The organism is Photorhabdus heterorhabditis (genome assembly GCF_018448905.1).
Taxonomy (GTDB): domain Bacteria; phylum Pseudomonadota; class Gammaproteobacteria; order Enterobacterales; family Enterobacteriaceae; genus Photorhabdus; species Photorhabdus heterorhabditis.
In genome coordinates, this window is sequence record NZ_RCWA01000005.1 from 147,228 (window position 1) to 163,700 (window position 16,473).

Here is a 16,473-nt window from a genome sequence, read left to right on the forward strand (position 1 = left end):
TAAAAAATGAATATGGATAAGTTAGTGGCCCTTAGTGTAAAGCATAATGCTTCAGATCTGCATCTTTGTGTTGGGCAAGTTCCTGTATTACGTATAGATGGTGTGCTTTATCCACAAACTCAACTGCCCTCTGTAAATAATGCATTGCTGGAAGAGTGGAGCCGGCAGTTTTTATCAGAAAATCAGCGACAACAGTTATTAACTGGTGGACATGTAGATTTTGCGCTGGAGACAGAAAATGGCCAACGATTGAGAGGAAACTTTTTCCGCCAGCAATCTGGGTTGTCAGTAGTTTTGCGTTTAATTACATCTCAGTGCCCCACTTTGGAACAATTAAAAGTGCCTGACATTATCGGTGAAATGATTTTGCGAGAAGAAAGTGGATTGATCTTGGTAGCAGGTGCTACAGGTAGCGGGAAATCTACAACATTAACTGCCATTGTGGATATGCTGAATAGTTACTGCTGTCAGCACATTATTACATTGGAAGATCCTGTGGAATTTGTCCACCGTAGCCGCAATTGCCTGATACAACAACGACAAATTGGTTTGGATTCGTCCAGCTATCAGGAAGCATTGAAAGGGGCTCTCCGACAAGATCCTGATGTACTGTTGTTAGGTGAGTTACGGGATAAAGAGACAATTCGCTTGGCGTTAACTGCGGCAGAAACGGGGCATTTAGTATTTTCAACTTTACATACCAGAGGGGCTATACAGACAATTGATCGGCTGGTGGATATTTTTTCAGCTGAAGAAAAAGGATGGGTATGTAGCCAATTGGCAGGGAGTTTGAAGGCGGTGATAGCACAGCAATTAGTCTCTGCGCGGGGAGGAGGGCGAATTGCCGTGTATGAGATATTGGTGGTTAATCAAGCGGTTAGTCATCTGATACGGGAAGGAAAAAATCACCAGATATTAACTCTTATGCAGACAGGTGCTGCCAGTGGGATGCAAACCTATGAGCAAGGCTGGCAGCAGCGTAAATTACAGGGATTACTAGCAGAACAGCAAGAAATGAGGGTTAAAGAAAATGCGATCAATGACTTTTGTTAGTAATTTTGCGCAAACCAACTTTCTAGAATAATGACAGCCGAAGCAGCATCTACTTTACCTTTATCTAAGGCTTTGTAACCACCACGGTCAAATAGATGAGCACGGGCTTCAACCGTGGTCAGGCGTTCATCTTGGAGTTCAACTTGTACACCAAACCGGCCATGCAGCCGGTTTGCAAATTTACGAGCCTGTATTGTTACAAATTGCTCAGTACCATCCATATTGAGAGGAAGGCCAACGATAACCAGATCGGGTTGCCATTCTTTAAGTAATTTTTCGATTTGCTGCCAGTTGGGGATACCATCTGTGGCTTTAAACGAGGTTAATGCTCTGGCAGTACCCGTAATTTCCTGTCCAATAGCTGCGCCGATACTACGGGTGCCAAAATCGAAAGCCATTATTGTACGGTTACTCATCTATGCATGTCCTGCTTGTAAGGCAATGTTATAGATATTGATGCCGAGTAAAGATGCCGCTTCCCGCCAGCGGTCCGCGATTGGTGAGTTGAAAATAATATGTGGATCAGCGTTTGCTGTTAGCCAGCTGTTCTCCATTATCTCTTTTTCGAGTTGACCCTTTTCCCAACTTGCATACCCCAGCGTGACCAATACCTGTTTTGGCTGACGAGGGGTACCCAGGGTTTCAAGTACATCTTTCGATGTGGTGATCATCGTGTCATCGGAGATTTTGATACTTGAGCTAAAACCTGGTTTTGGTGTGTGCAATATAAAACCATGATCTTCAGCAAGAGGGCCACCCGTCATGACTGGTTTATTTAGATTGATACTTTCATCTTGATCTTCTGGCGATATTTTCAGTTTTTGCAGAACTTTCCGAACAGAAACTTGCTCAATAGGTTTATTTATCACCAATCCCATTGCCCCATTTTCATTGTGTTCACAAATGTAAACAACTGAGCGTTTGAAGTAGGGATCAGATAATGAGGGCATGGCGATAAGAAAATGGTGCTGTAGATTCATTTTATTTCTAGTAATTAACCTGGATATGTAAGAGTTATTTAGCCCATAGTATGTGGGCTAAAGGCATAAATGACAAATCCTGACAAGCAAATTAACAAAAAGAGTTTTTTATTTCGCTAATCGTTTTTCAATAGCATTCATCAACATGCCAGTTATTGAAATGTCAGGGAAAGCAGCTTCTATCTCGCGTGCACAGGTTGGACTGGTGACATTAATTTCGGTTAGTTTGTCACCGATGATATCCAGTCCAACAAAAATTAACCCTTTTTCTTGTAAGACGGGAGCAACAGCTTTGGCTATAGCCCAGTCACTTTCTGAAAGTGGACGCGCTTCGCCACGACCACCCGCAGCAAGATTACCACGAGTTTCACCTTGCGCTGGAATGCGTGCCAGACAATAAGGAACAGGTTCGCCATCGACAATTAATACCCGTTTATCGCCCTCTTTTATCGCAGGCAAGAAATTTTGTGCCATGCAAAAACGGCTGCCATGTTCTGTCAGAGTTTCAATAATAACACCGACGTTTGGATCATCTTTTTTCAGACGGAATATGGATGCACCGCCCATGCCATCCAGAGGTTTAAAGATGACATCACCATGTTTCTGATGGAATTCACGTAGGCGAATAGCGTTGCGGGTAACCAATGTATCTGGCGTTAAATCAGGGAACCAGGCTGTGAATAGTTTTTCGTTACAATCGCGCAGACTCTGGGGTTTATTGACGATAAGGGTACCTTTCCCTTCAGCACGCTCTAGAATATATGTGGTGTAAATGTATTCAGTATCGAATGGAGGATCTTTGCGCATCAGGATAACATCTAGTGTTTCTAATGCCAGATCTTGTTCTTTATTCAGTTGATACCATTGTTGTGGATTGTTTTCTACCTGCAATAGGCGGGTTCGTGCGTGAGCTTCCCCTTGATGTAAGTAGAGATCGCTCATCTCCATATAATGGAGTTCCCAGCCGCGACGTTGTGCTTCCAATAGCATAGCAAAACTGGTGTCTTTCTTGATGTTGATGGATGAAATTGGGTCCATCACTATTCCGAGTTTGATCATTCTTTCTCCTTAACCTAAATCGCCGAAACGCACTTGTAATGCAGTAATTGCGGTGAGCGCTGTGGTTTCTGTTCTCAGGACTCGTGGTCCTAGCAGGATATCAGTAAATTGGTAGTTAGCCGTCATAGCAATTTCATCTATTGATAAACCCCCTTCTGGGCCAATCAATAAACGTACTTTTTCCACAGGTAAAGGCAGGGTATTGATACTTTGGCTGGCTCGTGGATGTAAATTCAATTTTAAGCTGCCGTCATTTTCGGCGCACCATTGTTCAAGTTGCATCACTGGGCGAATTTCAGGAATACGGTTACGACAGCATTGTTCACAGGCGGCAATCGCAATTTTCTGCCACTGTTGGAGCTTTTTAGCCAGCCGGTCTCCATCCAGCTTTACGCCGCAGCGTTCAGATATTAGCGGTGTGATGGTATTTACCCCTAACTCTACAGATTTTTGGATGGTGAATTCCATTTTCTCACCGCGGGAGATGACTTGCCCTAGATGTAGATTAAGTGGTGATTCATTATCGGCAAGTGTGCTATTACTGATATGTACTTTGACCGATTTTTTGCTGGCTTCTGTAATTTCAGCATTGAAGATTTGATTACTGCCATCAAATAGTTGTAACTGTTGACCATGACTCATTCTGAGTACCCGCCCGACATGGTTAGCTGCCTCATCACTTAGATAAGTTTCAGTGTTAGATGAGAGTAATTCTGGATGATAAATGCGGGGTATACGCATGTTTTTCTTTCCTTCCTGCGGGGGTATACCCGTTATCTTTCAAGTTGCCTCTTGGTTGGCTGCACTCACTCACCCCGGTCACATCGTTTTCTATGACATAGTTATCTATGACATAGTTCTCTATGCTCCCGGGGATTCGCTCCCTTGCCGTCGCGATCCATCTTGAAATCCATTGGGTATATACATATGGCAATAAATAATGGTGACTATGATAAAGGAGGCTTAATCCAACTATCAAGTTATCTCTGACATCTCTTTTTATCTCTGGATAGATATTGCGAGTCTGCTCGCATATTTATATTTAATTTGACTGTTTTATATTTTTTTGTTGTTTTAAAGTGACGATGTTTATTATTATCTTTTTATGCTAAAGACATAATGAATATTTGTTTTGTTATTTAATCGAAATTTTAATTGTATAATAAAGTTAGAGGTGTTTTATTAAGTGGATTTTAACATTAATGTCTTTATTCTGGTCGTTTTTATTGGAATAGTGGCAGGAATAACTTTGAATAAAATGGTGTCACTATTCCCTAAAGTTATTTATGGGTATGAAAAGATAGTTTTTAGTTATTTCCAGGTTGAATTAGTGACGCTGTTTATAACGGCTTTTTTTATGATTTATTTTCCATTGAATTTCCATTTGTATGTTGTTTTAATATTTGTTTGGATGCTAATTATACTTTCTTTTATTGATATAAAAATTAAGTTATTGCCAGATGTAATAAATTATCCACTTTTATGGTTAGGATTATTATTGAATTTGAATCAAACTTTTGTGCCTATTGAACAAGCTGTGACAGGTGCGATTGCGGGTTATTTGATTTTATGGTCGATCTATTGGTTATTCAGAATAATTTGTGATAAAGAAGGATTAGGATATGGGGATTTTAAGTTAATGGCGGCGGTTAGTGCTTGGTTGGGGATTGGTGCAATTCCTTTATTAATGCTCTTATCCTCATTATTTGGTGTGATTGGGTGCTTGTGGATGTGGAGAATACGAGAAAATTACCAAGAGTCTATTGCTTTTGGCCCATATATAGCTCTTTCTGCGATCATCATGATCCACATGAATTTAAAGGGAATTGATGGGGTATCGTGGATGGCGCCCGATAGCTGAAAATGTATGGGCGCCAGTAGTTAAAATTGTGGTATCAAAACTGATAGTGAATCAATGCATCTTGCCAACGTTTGGGTTGTCCCAGGTATTTATCAAGAGAAATAATAGATAGCTCGTTTCTGTTATTTTCTAAAATAAACGTCGGGAAGCCAGAGCCGCCAAATTTTGCCAATAGTTCACGGCTTTTCCTAATGTGTTGGAGACTTTCTGATTCATTATTCAGTGTCAGCTCCTGCTGGAACAATTCTGAATTAAGCTGTAATTCATTTGCTAAATTCAATAATGTTTCAGTTTCACTGATTTTTAATCCACGAACATAATGCGCTTTTTGTACTGCCAGTAACATTTCGACACCTTTACCAGCCAGTTTTTCTGCTGCAAGAATGGCTGATATTGGTGGTAATGAATCCATAATCAGTGATTTATCGTTTAGCAGTGTGACATATTGCTCACTGAAAACTTGCCCGGTAAGGCTTGCAATTCGTTTATCCTGACTAAGGACATAATCACGCCATGCGCTGTCTGTTTGACGTCTGTTATCACCTGTCAGCATTCCGCCGCCATGTAATTCAATTTTCACATTTGCGACCTCTTTTGCTGCTTGTATCAGAGGGGAAACGCCATAACACCAGCCACACAGTGGATCATAGATATAATGCAGAGTCATTCCGGGCATATTACTTATTCCTGAAAAAGAGTTAATCGATTTATTGAGGCCACTTCATTTCGCCTTTCAACACCTTAGCACTTAATTCGAGACTGGATTTGTCTCCAAGTTTTGGATAGCACTTTTCCATTGCTGCTATCAGCGTTTTTGCATCTTTTGCTTTTGATAACTCTTTTTCAAAAGTAGTCAGGTATCTTTGCGTAAACTTGACTGATTCCAATGTCATTGGTGTGTTACCAATGAAATGTCCCGGAACCACAATTGTTGGTTTCAGTGCTTGTATACGATCTAATGTTTGCATCCAGTTTTTACGCGACTCTTTAGTCTGTGTATCTGCCATCCAGACATGAATGTTGCCTGAAACGGTGACGCCACCGACTACCGCTTTCAGTTTTGGAATCCAAACGAAAGTACGGTCAGCTGCAGGGCCATTAAGGCCTTCGACGATTAACTTCTCACCGTCAACTGTAAAAGTGTTACCTTCCAACGGTTGCGGCACGATAACTTTTTTTGGGGCCTGTTCTTTCAGAACACCTCCCCAATAAGCTAGTTTGCCATCTTTGGTATTTTTGATTTCTTTAATGGTTTCTGGTGATGCAATGACTTTTGCGTTAGGGAACGCTTTGGTCAGTGTATCAAGGCCAAAATAGAAATCAGGATCGGACTGACTGATATAGATAGTTGTCAGTTTTTTGCCGGTATATTTAATTCTTCTGGCCAGTGCTTCAGCGTCATTTTTTTGGAACTGAGCATCGATCAGTACAACTTCTCTATCACCGATGATGAGCTCAGAAGAGACGGGAAATATGCTTCTTTCACCTGGATTGAAAACATCCAGTTTTAGGTTAACGGCTTGTGCCAGAGAGATGGTACCCATAGAAAGGATACCAGCCAGCGCAATATTTAGTATTGTTTTGCGAGTCATGATTGAATTCCTGATGTTGTGTGTAACAAGGTTCATAATAAGTTGCGTTTTTCGATGGAAAAACCGCATAATTGGCAATTATTTGTTGCATAAATCGAGCTAATTGATGGATAGAGTCACTGCTGCGCAGGTGTTCACTATAATTGTAGAACAAGGTAGCATGATTGCTGCATCGGAACGGTTAGATATGTCGCGGGCAATGGTATCCCGTTATCTGGCTGAAATGGAAAAATGGGCGGGAGTACGTCTGTTACATCGTACAACTAGAAAGATCAGCCTGACATCAGCAGGAGAGATTGCCTATCAGCGCAGTCGCAAGTTATTGCAACTGGCAGAGGAGATACCTGTTCATCAACCAGTCGAAGCGCAGGAGCTGAGTGGCCTTTTGCGGATAAGCAGCTCTCAGTCTTTGGCAATGAGTGCATTGTCTGTCGCTATCCCTGAGTTTATGCAAATTTATCCTCAGATAGCCATTGATATGCAGATTAGTAATAAGGCAATAAATTTGGTTGAAGAGCGGATAGATTTGGCATTACGGATCACTAATAATTTAGAACCGAATTTGATCGCTAGACCGCTATCGACTTGTCATTCAGTTGTTTGTGCTGCCCCTTCCTATCTGACGGGTAAAATGATCCCTCAAAAACCCGCTGATTTGGCCTTGCATAATTGTATGACTTATAACTTCTTTGGCAAAAGCCTTTGGTTATTTGAACGCCTGGGGGAGAAATATTCTGTTCCCGTCAGTGGTACTTTAAGTGCTAATGAATCCATTGTATTAATGGAAGCCACATTGCAAGGCGCTGGAATTGCTATGCAACCCTATTATTCCGTTGCTTCTCATTTGGCATCTGGAAAATTGATTCAGTTGTTGCCGGAATATCAACCTCAGGCTATGGGGATTTATGGCATTTATGCCAGCCGTCAAAATATGCCAGTAACGCTTAGGGCATTACTGGATTTTTTAGTGAAATGGTTTGTTTCTTCTCCATACTGGCAAAACTTAATGTTGAAAAGCTGACTCCAGTTTCTGAGGAAATAGTATGATCTGAGCTTTCAGATATTCAATAAAGGCATCGACTGGCGCAGAAGAAGGGCGATGAATGGGCTTTATCAGACTGACAGTAAAAGGAATGTTAATACTGAATGGGCGGGCGCATATTTCAGATTGGCCGTGGCAGCCCATATAATCAAGTACAGTCAGTGGATTAACAATAGAAACACCGATACCTTCCCGTACCATGGCGCATACTGACGCAGCACTGTGAGTTTCCATAATCATTCTGCGGTTAATATGATGCTCTGCAAATATCCCATCAATGAGCTGGCGGTAGCTGTCTGTTATCGATAGGCTAATAAAATTTTGTTCTCTGAAATCTTCGGGTGTTAGTAATGATTTATGACTGAGTGGATGAGTTGCGGGCAGTACGCAAATCTCATTCATCGTGATTAAGGTTTCTCTTTGAGTACCTGGTGGTGTTTGCAAATGTTCAGTCAAACCGAGGTCATAGCGTTGAGCTGACAGCCATTCTTCTAGCAGAGGGGATTCTTGTGGAATGATTGTCAAATTAGTATCAGGATATTGGCGAACGAAATTGTGGCAAACTTTCGGTAACAATGATTGAGAGAATACCGGCAAGCAGGCAATAGAAAGCTGGGCATGCTGAAATTTGCGGATACTTTCAGCTGCATTCATTATTCTTTCAAGCCCATAATAAGAGCGCTGAACTTCTTCAAAAAGGCGTAATCCTTGTGCTGTCGGATGCAAGCGGCCTTTTACCCGATCAAACAGTTTGAATTTTATCAAATGCTCGAATCGTGCTAATTCACGACTGACCGTCGGCTGTGATGTTTGTAATAAAACAGCGGCTTCCGTCAGGTTTTTTGCCGTCATTACTGCATGGAAGATTTCAATATGGCGCCATGAACAAGAGGACATAGATGATCCCTTCAGATGATAATCCGATATCACAGATGAATAGACTATAGCTAAACAGATATTTTTATTCCTGTTTTTTTACTGACAATAATAGGTTATCTACTGATTTTGTGAGAGAAACCCTGATGAATACTTTTGTCTGTAATAATTGTTTTGCTCTGATACCAGAGAATCTAAGTTGTTTGCCAGAGACTTATGGTACTCCGTTATGGATTTATGATAGCGAAACAATTATTCAGAGAATCAAAATATTACATCAGTTTGATGTGGTTCGGTTCGCCCAGAAAGCTTGCTCTAATACTCATATTTTACGCCTTATGCGTGAGTATGGTGTGAAGGTTGATGCAGTTTCGCTGGGTGAAGTTGAACGAGCTTTGCGTGCCGGGTTTTGTTCTGGTCAAGAAACGGCAGACATTGTTTTTACCGCTGATTTAATCGATGTGCCAACACTTGAACGGGTAATTGAATTGGATATTCCGGTTAATGTGGGTTCTATCGATATGTTGGAGCAGATTGGTCAATATAGAAAAGGGCATCCGGTATGGTTGCGGATTAACCCGGGATTTGGTCATGGTCATAGTCAGAAAACCAATACGGGTGGTGAAAATAGTAAACATGGTATTTGGTACCAGGATCTGCCACAGGCAATTGAGAAAATACGTCACTATGAATTGAAGTTGCTTGGTTTACATATGCATATTGGCTCTGGTGTTGATTATCAGCACCTTGCCAGTGTGTGTGATGCAATGGTTGAGCAGGTTATTCTCTGTGGTGAAGATATTCAGGCAATTTCAGCTGGAGGGGGGTTATCTACCCCTTATCAGTTGGGAGATGAACAAATCGATATCACTCATTATTTTGGGTTGTGGGATGATGCACGCAAAAGAATTGAGCAACACTTGGGTCATAACGTTGAGCTAGAAATTGAACCGGGACGTTTTCTGGTTGCGGAATCTGGTGTTCTGATGGCAGAAGTCCGGGCGGTTAAGCAGATGGGTAGCCGTAATTATGTTCTGGTGGATGCTGGATTCAATGACTTGATGCGTCCTGCAATGTATGGCAGTTATCACCATATTTCAGTTCTGCCTTCTGATGAACGTAAAATTGAGCAGTTGCCATTACAGGAAACGTTAGTTGCGGGTCCGTTGTGTGAATCAGGTGATGTTTTTACGCAGGTTGAGGGGGGGGGAGTTGCGCCAAGAATGTTGCCGCCTGCTCAGGTTGGCGATTATTTGGTTTTCCATGATACGGGTGCTTATGGTGCGTCGATGTCTTCTAATTACAATAGCCGTCCGCTTATCCCCGAAGTGTTGCTCATTAATGGCAAGTTTCAATTGATTCGTCGTCGTCAAACGATTGAAGAGTTATTAGCATTGGAAGAGGTATCCTTGTCATAAAATACGGGGCGATACCTTGGGATATCGCCCCGTGATTAATTTTCACTCTTTTTCAGCCGTCAGTATCAAGCTGCTTTTGTTCTCGGCTTTTTAACTGGAACGGGAACAGCCAGTGCTTCTGGTTCAAACTCATCGACATTAATAGAACGCAAACGACTTGCTTCGGCCCGTTTTAGAATTTCAGCCTCTTCTTGAGTAATCTTACGTTCTGCGAATGCTCGTTCTGCCAGTTTATCCAAGCGAGTAAAGCCAAGACGTTTACCAGCTTCGCGGCTCAGACGGGCATGGATCGGCTCTGCGGCAATAATGTCTTGCAGAGCTTCTTCCAATAATCCGTGAGGGTTGTACTCACTGGGTGTCAGGAATTGACCACGACCAATGCGATCACGGGTAGCTGAAGGCTGTTGTAAGAGTTGTGCTAATTTGTGATCTAGATGGTCAGATGGTGCCGAATTTACGCGTCCTAACGGGAAGACAATAACGCGCATCAGACCAGCAACCAGTCGGTTTGGGAAGTTACGTAGTAAGTTATCTATCGCCTGTTCAGCCTGATACAGACTATCCTGAACAGCCCACTGTACTAGCGGTAAATCTTCTTTTTGACGACCTTCATCTTCATAACGTTTTAAAGTTGCTGAAGCTAGGTAGGTTTGACTCAGAACATCTCCAAGACGGGCGGAGACACGTTCACGGCGTTTCAGGCTGCCACCTAATACACCCATTGCTACATCTGATAATAGCGCAAGGTTGGCGCACTGACGGTTTAATTGCTGATAGTAACGGCGTGTTGCATCATTGACGGGTGTACTGCTGGTACGGCCATTGGTTAGGCCAAGCCAGAAGCTACGCAACAGATTACTGGCAACGTGACCAAGGTGACGGAACAATGCTTTATCAAAATCTTTGATACGGTTATTCTCAGCAGCGGCCATTTCATCAAGGACATAAGGATGGCAGCGGATAGCGCCTTGACCGTAGATAATCATATTGCGGGTCAAAATATTAGCGCCTTCAACGGTAATGGCGATAGGTGCACCTTGATAAGCACGGGCAAGGAAGTTGGATGGACCGAGGCAAATACCCTTACCACCAGCAATATCCATTGCATCAATGACAGATTTCTGGCCTCTGTGGGTACAGTGATATTTTACAATAGCTGATAACACAGAGGGTTTCTCGCCCAGCATAATGCCTGTTGTAGCAAGTGTTGAAGCGGCGTCCATCAGATAGGCGTTACCAGCAATGCGTGCCAGCGGTTCTTCAATTCCTTCCATTTTACCAATTGGCATTTTGAACTGACGGCGGATATAAGAGTATGCGCCAATTGCCATAGCAACGCTTTTCACGCCCCCCGTTGCATTTGAAGGTAGCGTGATGCCACGGCCAACAGACAGACACTCAACCAACATACGCCAGCCTTGTCCGGCCATTTTCGGTCCACCAATGATGTAGTCGATTGGCACGAAAACATCTTTACCGCGAGTTGGGCCATTCTGGAATGGAATATTCAGTGGGAAATGGCGATGGCCAATTTCTACTCCCGGTATATTGGTTGGGATCAATGCACAGGTAATACCCAATTCTTCTGTATCACCCAGTAAATGGTCTGGGTCAGAAAGTTTGAAAGCCAGACCAAGCACGGTGGAGATAGGTGCAAGTGTAATGTAACGCTTGTTCCAGGTTAAACGCATACCCAGAATTTGTTCACCTTGCCATTCTCCCATACAAACGACGCCTGTATCTGGGATAGATCCAGCATCTGAGCCAGCTTCTGGACTGGTTAGTGCGAAACATGGGATCTCTTCACCACGGGCAAGCCCGGGTAAATAACGGTTCTTCTGCTCGTCAGTACCATAGTGCTGTAATAATTCACCTGGACCGAGGGAGTTAGGTACGCCGACAGTGATTGCCAAGATACCGGAAATACCCGCCAATTTTTGCAATACTCGCGCTTGGGCATAAGCAGAGAATTCCAGACCACCATATTCTTTTTTTATAATCATGGCAAAGAAACGATGTTCTTTTAGGTAGTTCCATAATTCAGGCGGCAAATCAGCAAGTTCATGGCTTATTTGGAAATCGTTTGTCATACGGCAAGCTTCTTCTACAGGTCCATCTAGAAACGCTTGCTCTTCAGCAGTTAGCTGAGGTTTTGGATAGTCATGTAATTTTTTCCAGTCGGGTTTACCGCGGAACAGTTCTCCTTCCCACCAGGTAGTACCGGCGTCAAGAGCTTCTTTTTCCGTGCGGGACAGACTTGGCATCACTTTACGGAAGGCTTTTAAGGCCGGAACAGTAAGTAGGGAATGACGCATTGGCGCAAAATTCAGCGGGAACAGAATAATGGCCATTGGTAACAACATCCAGTAGCTCCATGCATCAATAGCGCTCATCAAGACGGTATAGACAAGGAGCAGTAGGCTGCTGAGATTGAGGTTTACTTTGTGGTAGCAAAGCATCCCAATTAACACTAAAAATAGAACAATACTAAATGTGGTCATAATAAAGCTCCCGGTTAATCTCAGGGTAAGTCATCAGAGGTCTGACCTGTTGCGGTGTTCTTTTCTTTTTAGACGACTAAGGCGTTTTTATCAATATATTTACATCTTAATTACAATGTAGCTCACAAACTCATGGTGATCGGACATGGATTAATTTTTCTGAAATGTGATGGTGTCTTCTTTCAATTCTCCTGATCCGGTACACTGACATTTGGCACAAAATTAAAGATTACCTGACTGAAGTGAGGAACCTATGTATCAAGACCTGATCCGTAGTGAATTGAGTGAAGCCGCAGATACACTGGCAAAGTTTTTAAGTAACGATGCGAATATTGAAGCGATTCAAAAAGCCGCGGTATTATTGGCTGATTCATTTAAAGCAGGTGGTAAGGTGCTGTCCTGTGGTAATGGTGGCTCGCACTGTGATGCGATGCATTTCGCTGAAGAACTGACGGGCCGTTACCGTGAAAACCGTCCTGGCTACCCGGCTATTGCAATTTCTGATGTCAGCCATCTTTCTTGCGTCAGTAATGATTTTGGCTATGAATTTGTTTTTTCCCGTTATATGGAAGCGGTCGGGAAAGAGGGTGATGTGTTACTGGGTATCTCTACTTCCGGTAATTCCGGTAATATTATTAAAGCCATTGAAGCAGCTCGTCTAAAAGGCATGAAAGTAATTACGCTGACAGGCAAGGATGGCGGCAAAATGGCAGGAACGGCTGATGTGGAAATTCGTGTCCCGCATTTTGGTTATGCAGATCGTATTCAGGAAATTCATATCAAAGTTATTCATATACTGATTCAACTTATTGAAAAAGAGATGATTAAAGCTTGATTTTACAGGCTACAGAGGTAGGAAATGTGTGAGTTACTTGGCATGAGTGCAAATGTGCCAACAGATATCTGCTTTAGTTTGCGTGGTCTGATTCAGCGTGGTGGTCATACTGGACCCCACAAAGATGGTTGGGGGATCACTTTTTATGAAGGGCGGGGCTGTCGCACATTTAAAGATCATCAACCGGGTTATAATTCACCCGTTGCCCGCTTCGTGCAGGAATACCCGATTAAATCTGGAGTGGTGGTTTCTCATATCCGACAGGCTAACCGCGGTAATGTTGCGTTGGAAAATACTCATCCTTTTATTCGTGAAATGTGGGGACGTAATTGGACTTATGCCCATAATGGGCAGCTTCGAGGTTATCGGCAGCTTGAAACAGGTCAATATCGCCCCATCGGGCAAACTGACAGCGAACATGCTTTTTGTTGGATTTTGCATCGACTCTCACAAAAATATCCAAGGACTCCCTCTAATTGGTCAGCAGTATTTCGTTTCATTGCTTCATTAGCGGACGAACTCAGAAAGAAAGGTGTGTTTAATATGCTATTGTCAGATGGGTGTTTTGTGATGGCATATTGTTCAACTAATCTTTATTGGATTACCCGACGAGCACCATTTGGGAAAGCAAAGCTTCTGGATCAGGATGTTGAAATTGATTTCCAGCAGCACACGCAGCCGGATGATGTAGTTTCTGTCATTGTTACCCAGCCTTTAACCGGCAATGAATCCTGGAACCGGATTGAGCCGGGTTGCTATGCATTATTTCACCTTGGTGAACGCATATTGTGATTGATTTTGCAAAAGTGGCGATTTAATCGGTATAGCGTTAACAACATATTGACCATTGATGACGTTGATAGCAGCCGGTCGATGGGTTTTTATAAAATACTCATAGGCCGGTTGTAATTGCAGCCAAAACATATAATGGGAAGATGCCCGGTGACGTAACATATTTTGTGGTGTCATTCTGAATGGATAAATACTGATATTAATTTCATATTGTCCGTTCAGTAATGCACTTTTTACATAATGATAGATTTCATCCATATAACTGTTAGTCATAGCGTAACAACCTACAGATTTACATTCTCCGTGGATCATTAAATAGTTACCGGAATAACCTCTGGATTTATCGTATTCATTTGGAAAACCGAGATTAATAGATCGGTAATACCGACTATTCGGATTTAATTGACTGGTTTTTACACGATAAAAACCTTCTGGGCTTTTTAGATCCCCTTCTGTGGTTTTGGGACCAAGGCCGCCAGAGTAATTACAGATGGGATAACTTTTAGCCAGTTGGTAGCTTCCATGGCTGCTTTTAATATAGAGCTCTAGCATCCGTTCTTCTTTGAATATTTGGATGAATACAGGATAACCAAGTTGTGTAGACGAGTTTGACTTAAACTCTACAGGAGTATCCTGAGCACAGATAGGGAATGAACTAAAAAGCATCAATATTATTGCAGCAAAAGCAGCAGTTTTTTTCATGTGACTACCATATAGAGACATAGCGAATTAACTAAAAATTTAGCTTAAGATTGCCATGAGTTATCAACTTTGTGAATAAAAAATAATAACCATGGCTTTTTTCTACAAAGTGATTATAAGATCAAAAAATAATCAATTGTCGGTAAAGGTGATATAATAGTTCGTTTTTTGCGATCTATTAACGGTTCAGTGCCAAAATTATTCCTGTTTGCTTGAACTAAATCACTTGATTAGTCAGACAGTCTAAGGGGGGAGATGTTAAAATTGCCGCCTTGAGATTAAGAGAAAATCGTAATGATTATTGGAGAATAATAACCTGAGCACAATTCGTGACTTAAGGGGTTTTTTATAGAGTGGCTATATTACCACCAGGTAATTTGTAGCATATGATTTAATTGATAAACTTGTGCAAATCTTATGATTAAAATTAAAAAAGGACTCGACCTACCGATTGCAGGGGTGCCTGCTCAAGTGATAGAAGACGGTCCGACTATTTGCCACGTAGCATTGTTGGGTGAAGAATATGTTGGAATGCGTCCTTCTATGTTGGTTAAGGAAGGTGAGCATGTTAAAAAAGGGCAGATTCTTTTTGAAGATAAAAAGAATCCAGGTGTGGTTTTCACCAGTCCGGCCTGTGGGCAGGTTGTGGCGATTAATCGCGGTGAACAACGTGTTTTGCAGTCAATTGTGATTGAGATAACGGGAGACGAACAGGTTAATTTTGACCGTTATGATCGTGCCCAACTTTCTCAGTTATCTCGTCAACAAGTAGAAAAGAATCTTATCGATTCCGGGTTATGGACTGCTCTGCGTACCCGCCCTTACAGCCGAAGTCCTGTTCCTGGCTCCTCGCCAAAAGCAATTTTTGTAACTGCTATGGATACTCAGCCTTTAGCTGCCAATCCACAGGTTATTATTGCTACCGAAGAAGAGGCTTTCATTGATGGCTTGAATGTGCTGACTAAACTGACTGAAGGTAAAGTTCATGTTTGCCACGGTGTAGGAAGTTTGCCGAATGTCGGTAATGATGCACAAATCACTTATAATCAGTTCTCTGGTCCGCACCCGGCGGGATTAGTTGGAACTCACATTCACTTTATTGAACCCGCCAGTGCAACTAAAACTGTATGGCACCTGGGATATCAGGATGTGATTGCTATCGGTAAGTTGTTCACTACGGGTACTCTTTATACTGACCGTGTTATTGCATTAGCCGGTCCACAGGTTGAGAAGCCACGTCTTATACGTACCCGTCTGGGGGCAGATTTGCTTGAGTTGACTCAGGATCAATTGAAAGAGGGTGAAAACCGTATTATTTCAGGTTCTGTGTTGTGCGGTACTCAGTCAGATGACGCTCGCCATTATCTTGGCCGTTTCCACACTCTGGTTTCTGTTTTGCGTGAAGGCCGTGAAAAAGAGCTGTTCGGTTGGATCATGCCGGGTTCTGATAAGTTTTCTATTACTCGTACTACTATTGGTCATTTCCTGAAAAATAAATGTTTTGCTTTTTCAACCACAACTAATGGCGGTGAACGTTCTATGGTACCAATCGGTAACTATGAGCGTGTTATGCCTTTGGATATCATGGCAACACATTTGCTGCGGGATTTACTTGCAGGTGATACCGACAGTGCTCAGGCGCTGGGTTGCCTGGAGTTAGATGAGGAAGACCTGGCACTTTGTACCTACGTCTGTCCGGGCAAATATGAATATGGTCCGGTATTGCGTGAAGTGCTGACTAAGATTGAGCAGGAAGGATAAT

16 protein-coding genes are annotated in these 16,473 nt (G+C 42.4%); 7 read left to right on the forward strand and 9 right to left on the reverse strand.

Annotated elements, in window-relative coordinates; all coding sequences use genetic code 11:
* The first annotated feature begins 6 nt into the window (after positions 1 to 6).
* On the forward strand, positions 7 to 1,053 hold the full coding sequence (locus tag EAE89_RS05130; protein ID WP_054477951.1) for a type IV pilus twitching motility protein PilT: 1,047 nt from the start codon (positions 7 to 9) through the stop codon (positions 1,051 to 1,053).
* Here the strand turns inward: EAE89_RS05130 and ruvX are convergent.
* The 4 genes from ruvX to rsmE all read right to left on the reverse strand — a co-directional run bounded on the left by ruvX (position 1,050) and on the right by rsmE (position 3,833).
* Complete coding sequence (gene ruvX / locus EAE89_RS05135; RefSeq protein WP_054477952.1) at positions 1,050 to 1,469, reverse strand: Holliday junction resolvase RuvX; 420 nt, start codon at positions 1,467 to 1,469, stop codon at positions 1,050 to 1,052. The genes EAE89_RS05130 and ruvX overlap by 4 nt on opposite strands.
* On the reverse strand, positions 1,470 to 2,033 hold the full coding sequence (locus tag EAE89_RS05140) for a YqgE/AlgH family protein (protein WP_054477954.1): 564 nt from the start codon (positions 2,031 to 2,033) through the stop codon (positions 1,470 to 1,472).
* A 108-nt stretch (positions 2,034 to 2,141) separates the two neighbouring features.
* Positions 2,142 to 3,092, reverse strand: coding sequence for a glutathione synthase (gene gshB, locus EAE89_RS05145; RefSeq protein ID WP_214085464.1), 951 nt, complete (start codon positions 3,090 to 3,092; stop codon positions 2,142 to 2,144).
* 9 nt (positions 3,093 to 3,101) lie between these two features.
* On the reverse strand, positions 3,102 to 3,833 hold the full coding sequence (gene rsmE / locus EAE89_RS05150) for a 16S rRNA (uracil(1498)-N(3))-methyltransferase (protein WP_054477958.1): 732 nt from the start codon (positions 3,831 to 3,833) through the stop codon (positions 3,102 to 3,104).
* 445 nt (positions 3,834 to 4,278) lie between these two features.
* Between rsmE and EAE89_RS05155 the strand changes: the two genes are divergently transcribed.
* The gene (locus tag EAE89_RS05155) at positions 4,279 to 4,953 is read left to right on the forward strand and encodes a prepilin peptidase (RefSeq protein ID WP_339423034.1); all 675 of its coding nucleotides are present in this window, start codon (positions 4,279 to 4,281) and stop codon (positions 4,951 to 4,953) included.
* Between the two features lie 34 nt (positions 4,954 to 4,987).
* Here the strand turns inward: EAE89_RS05155 and EAE89_RS05160 are convergent, their stop codons facing one another.
* Positions 4,988 to 5,629: a DsbA family protein gene (locus tag EAE89_RS05160; RefSeq protein WP_054477962.1), complete on the reverse strand. Its 642-nt coding sequence runs from the start codon at positions 5,627 to 5,629 to the stop codon at positions 4,988 to 4,990.
* A 31-nt stretch (positions 5,630 to 5,660) separates the two neighbouring features.
* Positions 5,661 to 6,545 (reverse strand): MBL fold metallo-hydrolase, encoded by an 885-nt coding sequence (locus tag EAE89_RS05165; RefSeq protein WP_054477963.1) that lies wholly within the window; start codon positions 6,543 to 6,545, stop codon positions 5,661 to 5,663.
* Positions 6,546 to 6,651: 106 nt separating this feature from the next.
* Here EAE89_RS05165 and EAE89_RS05170 point away from each other — a divergent pair, with 106 nt between their 5' ends.
* Positions 6,652 to 7,566, forward strand: a complete 915-nt coding sequence (locus EAE89_RS05170; RefSeq protein ID WP_054477966.1) for a LysR family transcriptional regulator — start codon at positions 6,652 to 6,654, stop codon at positions 7,564 to 7,566.
* Here EAE89_RS05170 and EAE89_RS05175 read toward each other — a convergent pair.
* Positions 7,549 to 8,484 (reverse strand): LysR family transcriptional regulator, encoded by a 936-nt coding sequence (locus EAE89_RS05175; protein ID WP_149615993.1) that lies wholly within the window; start codon positions 8,482 to 8,484, stop codon positions 7,549 to 7,551. The two genes, EAE89_RS05170 and EAE89_RS05175, sit on opposite strands and share 18 nt — an antisense overlap.
* A 125-nt stretch (positions 8,485 to 8,609) precedes the next feature.
* On the opposite strand from EAE89_RS05175, the gene lysA reads away from it, so the two are divergent.
* Entirely contained in the window at positions 8,610 to 9,881 is a 1,272-nt protein-coding gene (gene lysA / locus EAE89_RS05180; RefSeq protein WP_149615992.1) for a diaminopimelate decarboxylase, read from the forward strand.
* Positions 9,882 to 9,946: 65 nt separating this feature from the next.
* Here the strand turns inward: lysA and fadE are convergent, their stop codons facing one another.
* Entirely contained in the window at positions 9,947 to 12,382 is a 2,436-nt protein-coding gene (gene fadE, locus EAE89_RS05185) for an acyl-CoA dehydrogenase FadE (RefSeq protein WP_054477972.1), read from the reverse strand.
* Positions 12,383 to 12,635: 253 nt separating this feature from the next.
* On the opposite strand from fadE, the gene lpcA reads away from it, so the two are divergent.
* Together lpcA and EAE89_RS05195 are read left to right on the forward strand one after the other, a co-directional pair.
* Complete coding sequence (lpcA, locus tag EAE89_RS05190; RefSeq protein ID WP_054477975.1) at positions 12,636 to 13,217, forward strand: D-sedoheptulose 7-phosphate isomerase; 582 nt, start codon at positions 12,636 to 12,638, stop codon at positions 13,215 to 13,217.
* 24 nt (positions 13,218 to 13,241) lie between these two features.
* Entirely contained in the window at positions 13,242 to 14,009 is a 768-nt protein-coding gene (locus tag EAE89_RS05195; RefSeq protein ID WP_054477977.1) for a class II glutamine amidotransferase, read from the forward strand.
* Here the strand turns inward: EAE89_RS05195 and EAE89_RS05200 are convergent.
* Positions 13,980 to 14,711 carry a L,D-transpeptidase family protein gene (locus EAE89_RS05200; protein ID WP_054477979.1) on the reverse strand — a complete coding sequence of 244 codons (732 nt, stop codon included), beginning with the start codon at positions 14,709 to 14,711 and terminating at the stop codon, positions 13,980 to 13,982. The two genes, EAE89_RS05195 and EAE89_RS05200, sit on opposite strands and share 30 nt — an antisense overlap.
* A gap of 417 nt (positions 14,712 to 15,128) precedes the next feature.
* Here EAE89_RS05200 and EAE89_RS05205 point away from each other — a divergent pair, with 417 nt between their 5' ends.
* Positions 15,129 to 16,472 carry a Na(+)-translocating NADH-quinone reductase subunit A gene (locus EAE89_RS05205; protein WP_149615990.1) on the forward strand — a complete coding sequence of 448 codons (1,344 nt, stop codon included), beginning with the start codon at positions 15,129 to 15,131 and terminating at the stop codon, positions 16,470 to 16,472.
* Position 16,473: the final 1 nt, after the last annotated feature.

What these genes read in the sequence shown, in the direction of transcription:
- EAE89_RS05205 (WP_149615990.1), top strand. Translation starts at nt 15,129, where the DNA reads ATGATTAAAATTAAAAAAGGACTCGACCTACCGATTGCAGGGGTGCCT.
- gshB (WP_214085464.1), bottom strand. Translation starts at nt 3,092, where the DNA reads ATGATCAAACTCGGAATAGTGATGGACCCAATTTCATCCATCAACATC.
- lpcA (WP_054477975.1), top strand. Translation starts at nt 12,636, where the DNA reads ATGTATCAAGACCTGATCCGTAGTGAATTGAGTGAAGCCGCAGATACA.
- EAE89_RS05165 (WP_054477963.1), bottom strand. Translation starts at nt 6,545, where the DNA reads ATGACTCGCAAAACAATACTAAATATTGCGCTGGCTGGTATCCTTTCT.
- EAE89_RS05140 (WP_054477954.1), bottom strand. Translation starts at nt 2,033, where the DNA reads ATGAATCTACAGCACCATTTTCTTATCGCCATGCCCTCATTATCTGAT.
- rsmE (WP_054477958.1), bottom strand. Translation starts at nt 3,833, where the DNA reads ATGCGTATACCCCGCATTTATCATCCAGAATTACTCTCATCTAACACT.
- fadE (WP_054477972.1), bottom strand. Translation starts at nt 12,382, where the DNA reads ATGACCACATTTAGTATTGTTCTATTTTTAGTGTTAATTGGGATGCTT.
- EAE89_RS05195 (WP_054477977.1), top strand. Translation starts at nt 13,242, where the DNA reads ATGTGTGAGTTACTTGGCATGAGTGCAAATGTGCCAACAGATATCTGC.
- EAE89_RS05175 (WP_149615993.1), bottom strand. Translation starts at nt 8,484, where the DNA reads ATGTCCTCTTGTTCATGGCGCCATATTGAAATCTTCCATGCAGTAATG.
- lysA (WP_149615992.1), top strand. Translation starts at nt 8,610, where the DNA reads ATGAATACTTTTGTCTGTAATAATTGTTTTGCTCTGATACCAGAGAAT.
- EAE89_RS05160 (WP_054477962.1), bottom strand. Translation starts at nt 5,629, where the DNA reads ATGCCCGGAATGACTCTGCATTATATCTATGATCCACTGTGTGGCTGG.
- ruvX (WP_054477952.1), bottom strand. Translation starts at nt 1,469, where the DNA reads ATGAGTAACCGTACAATAATGGCTTTCGATTTTGGCACCCGTAGTATC.
- EAE89_RS05170 (WP_054477966.1), top strand. Translation starts at nt 6,652, where the DNA reads ATGGATAGAGTCACTGCTGCGCAGGTGTTCACTATAATTGTAGAACAA.
- EAE89_RS05200 (WP_054477979.1), bottom strand. Translation starts at nt 14,711, where the DNA reads ATGAAAAAAACTGCTGCTTTTGCTGCAATAATATTGATGCTTTTTAGT.
- EAE89_RS05130 (WP_054477951.1), top strand. Translation starts at nt 7, where the DNA reads ATGAATATGGATAAGTTAGTGGCCCTTAGTGTAAAGCATAATGCTTCA.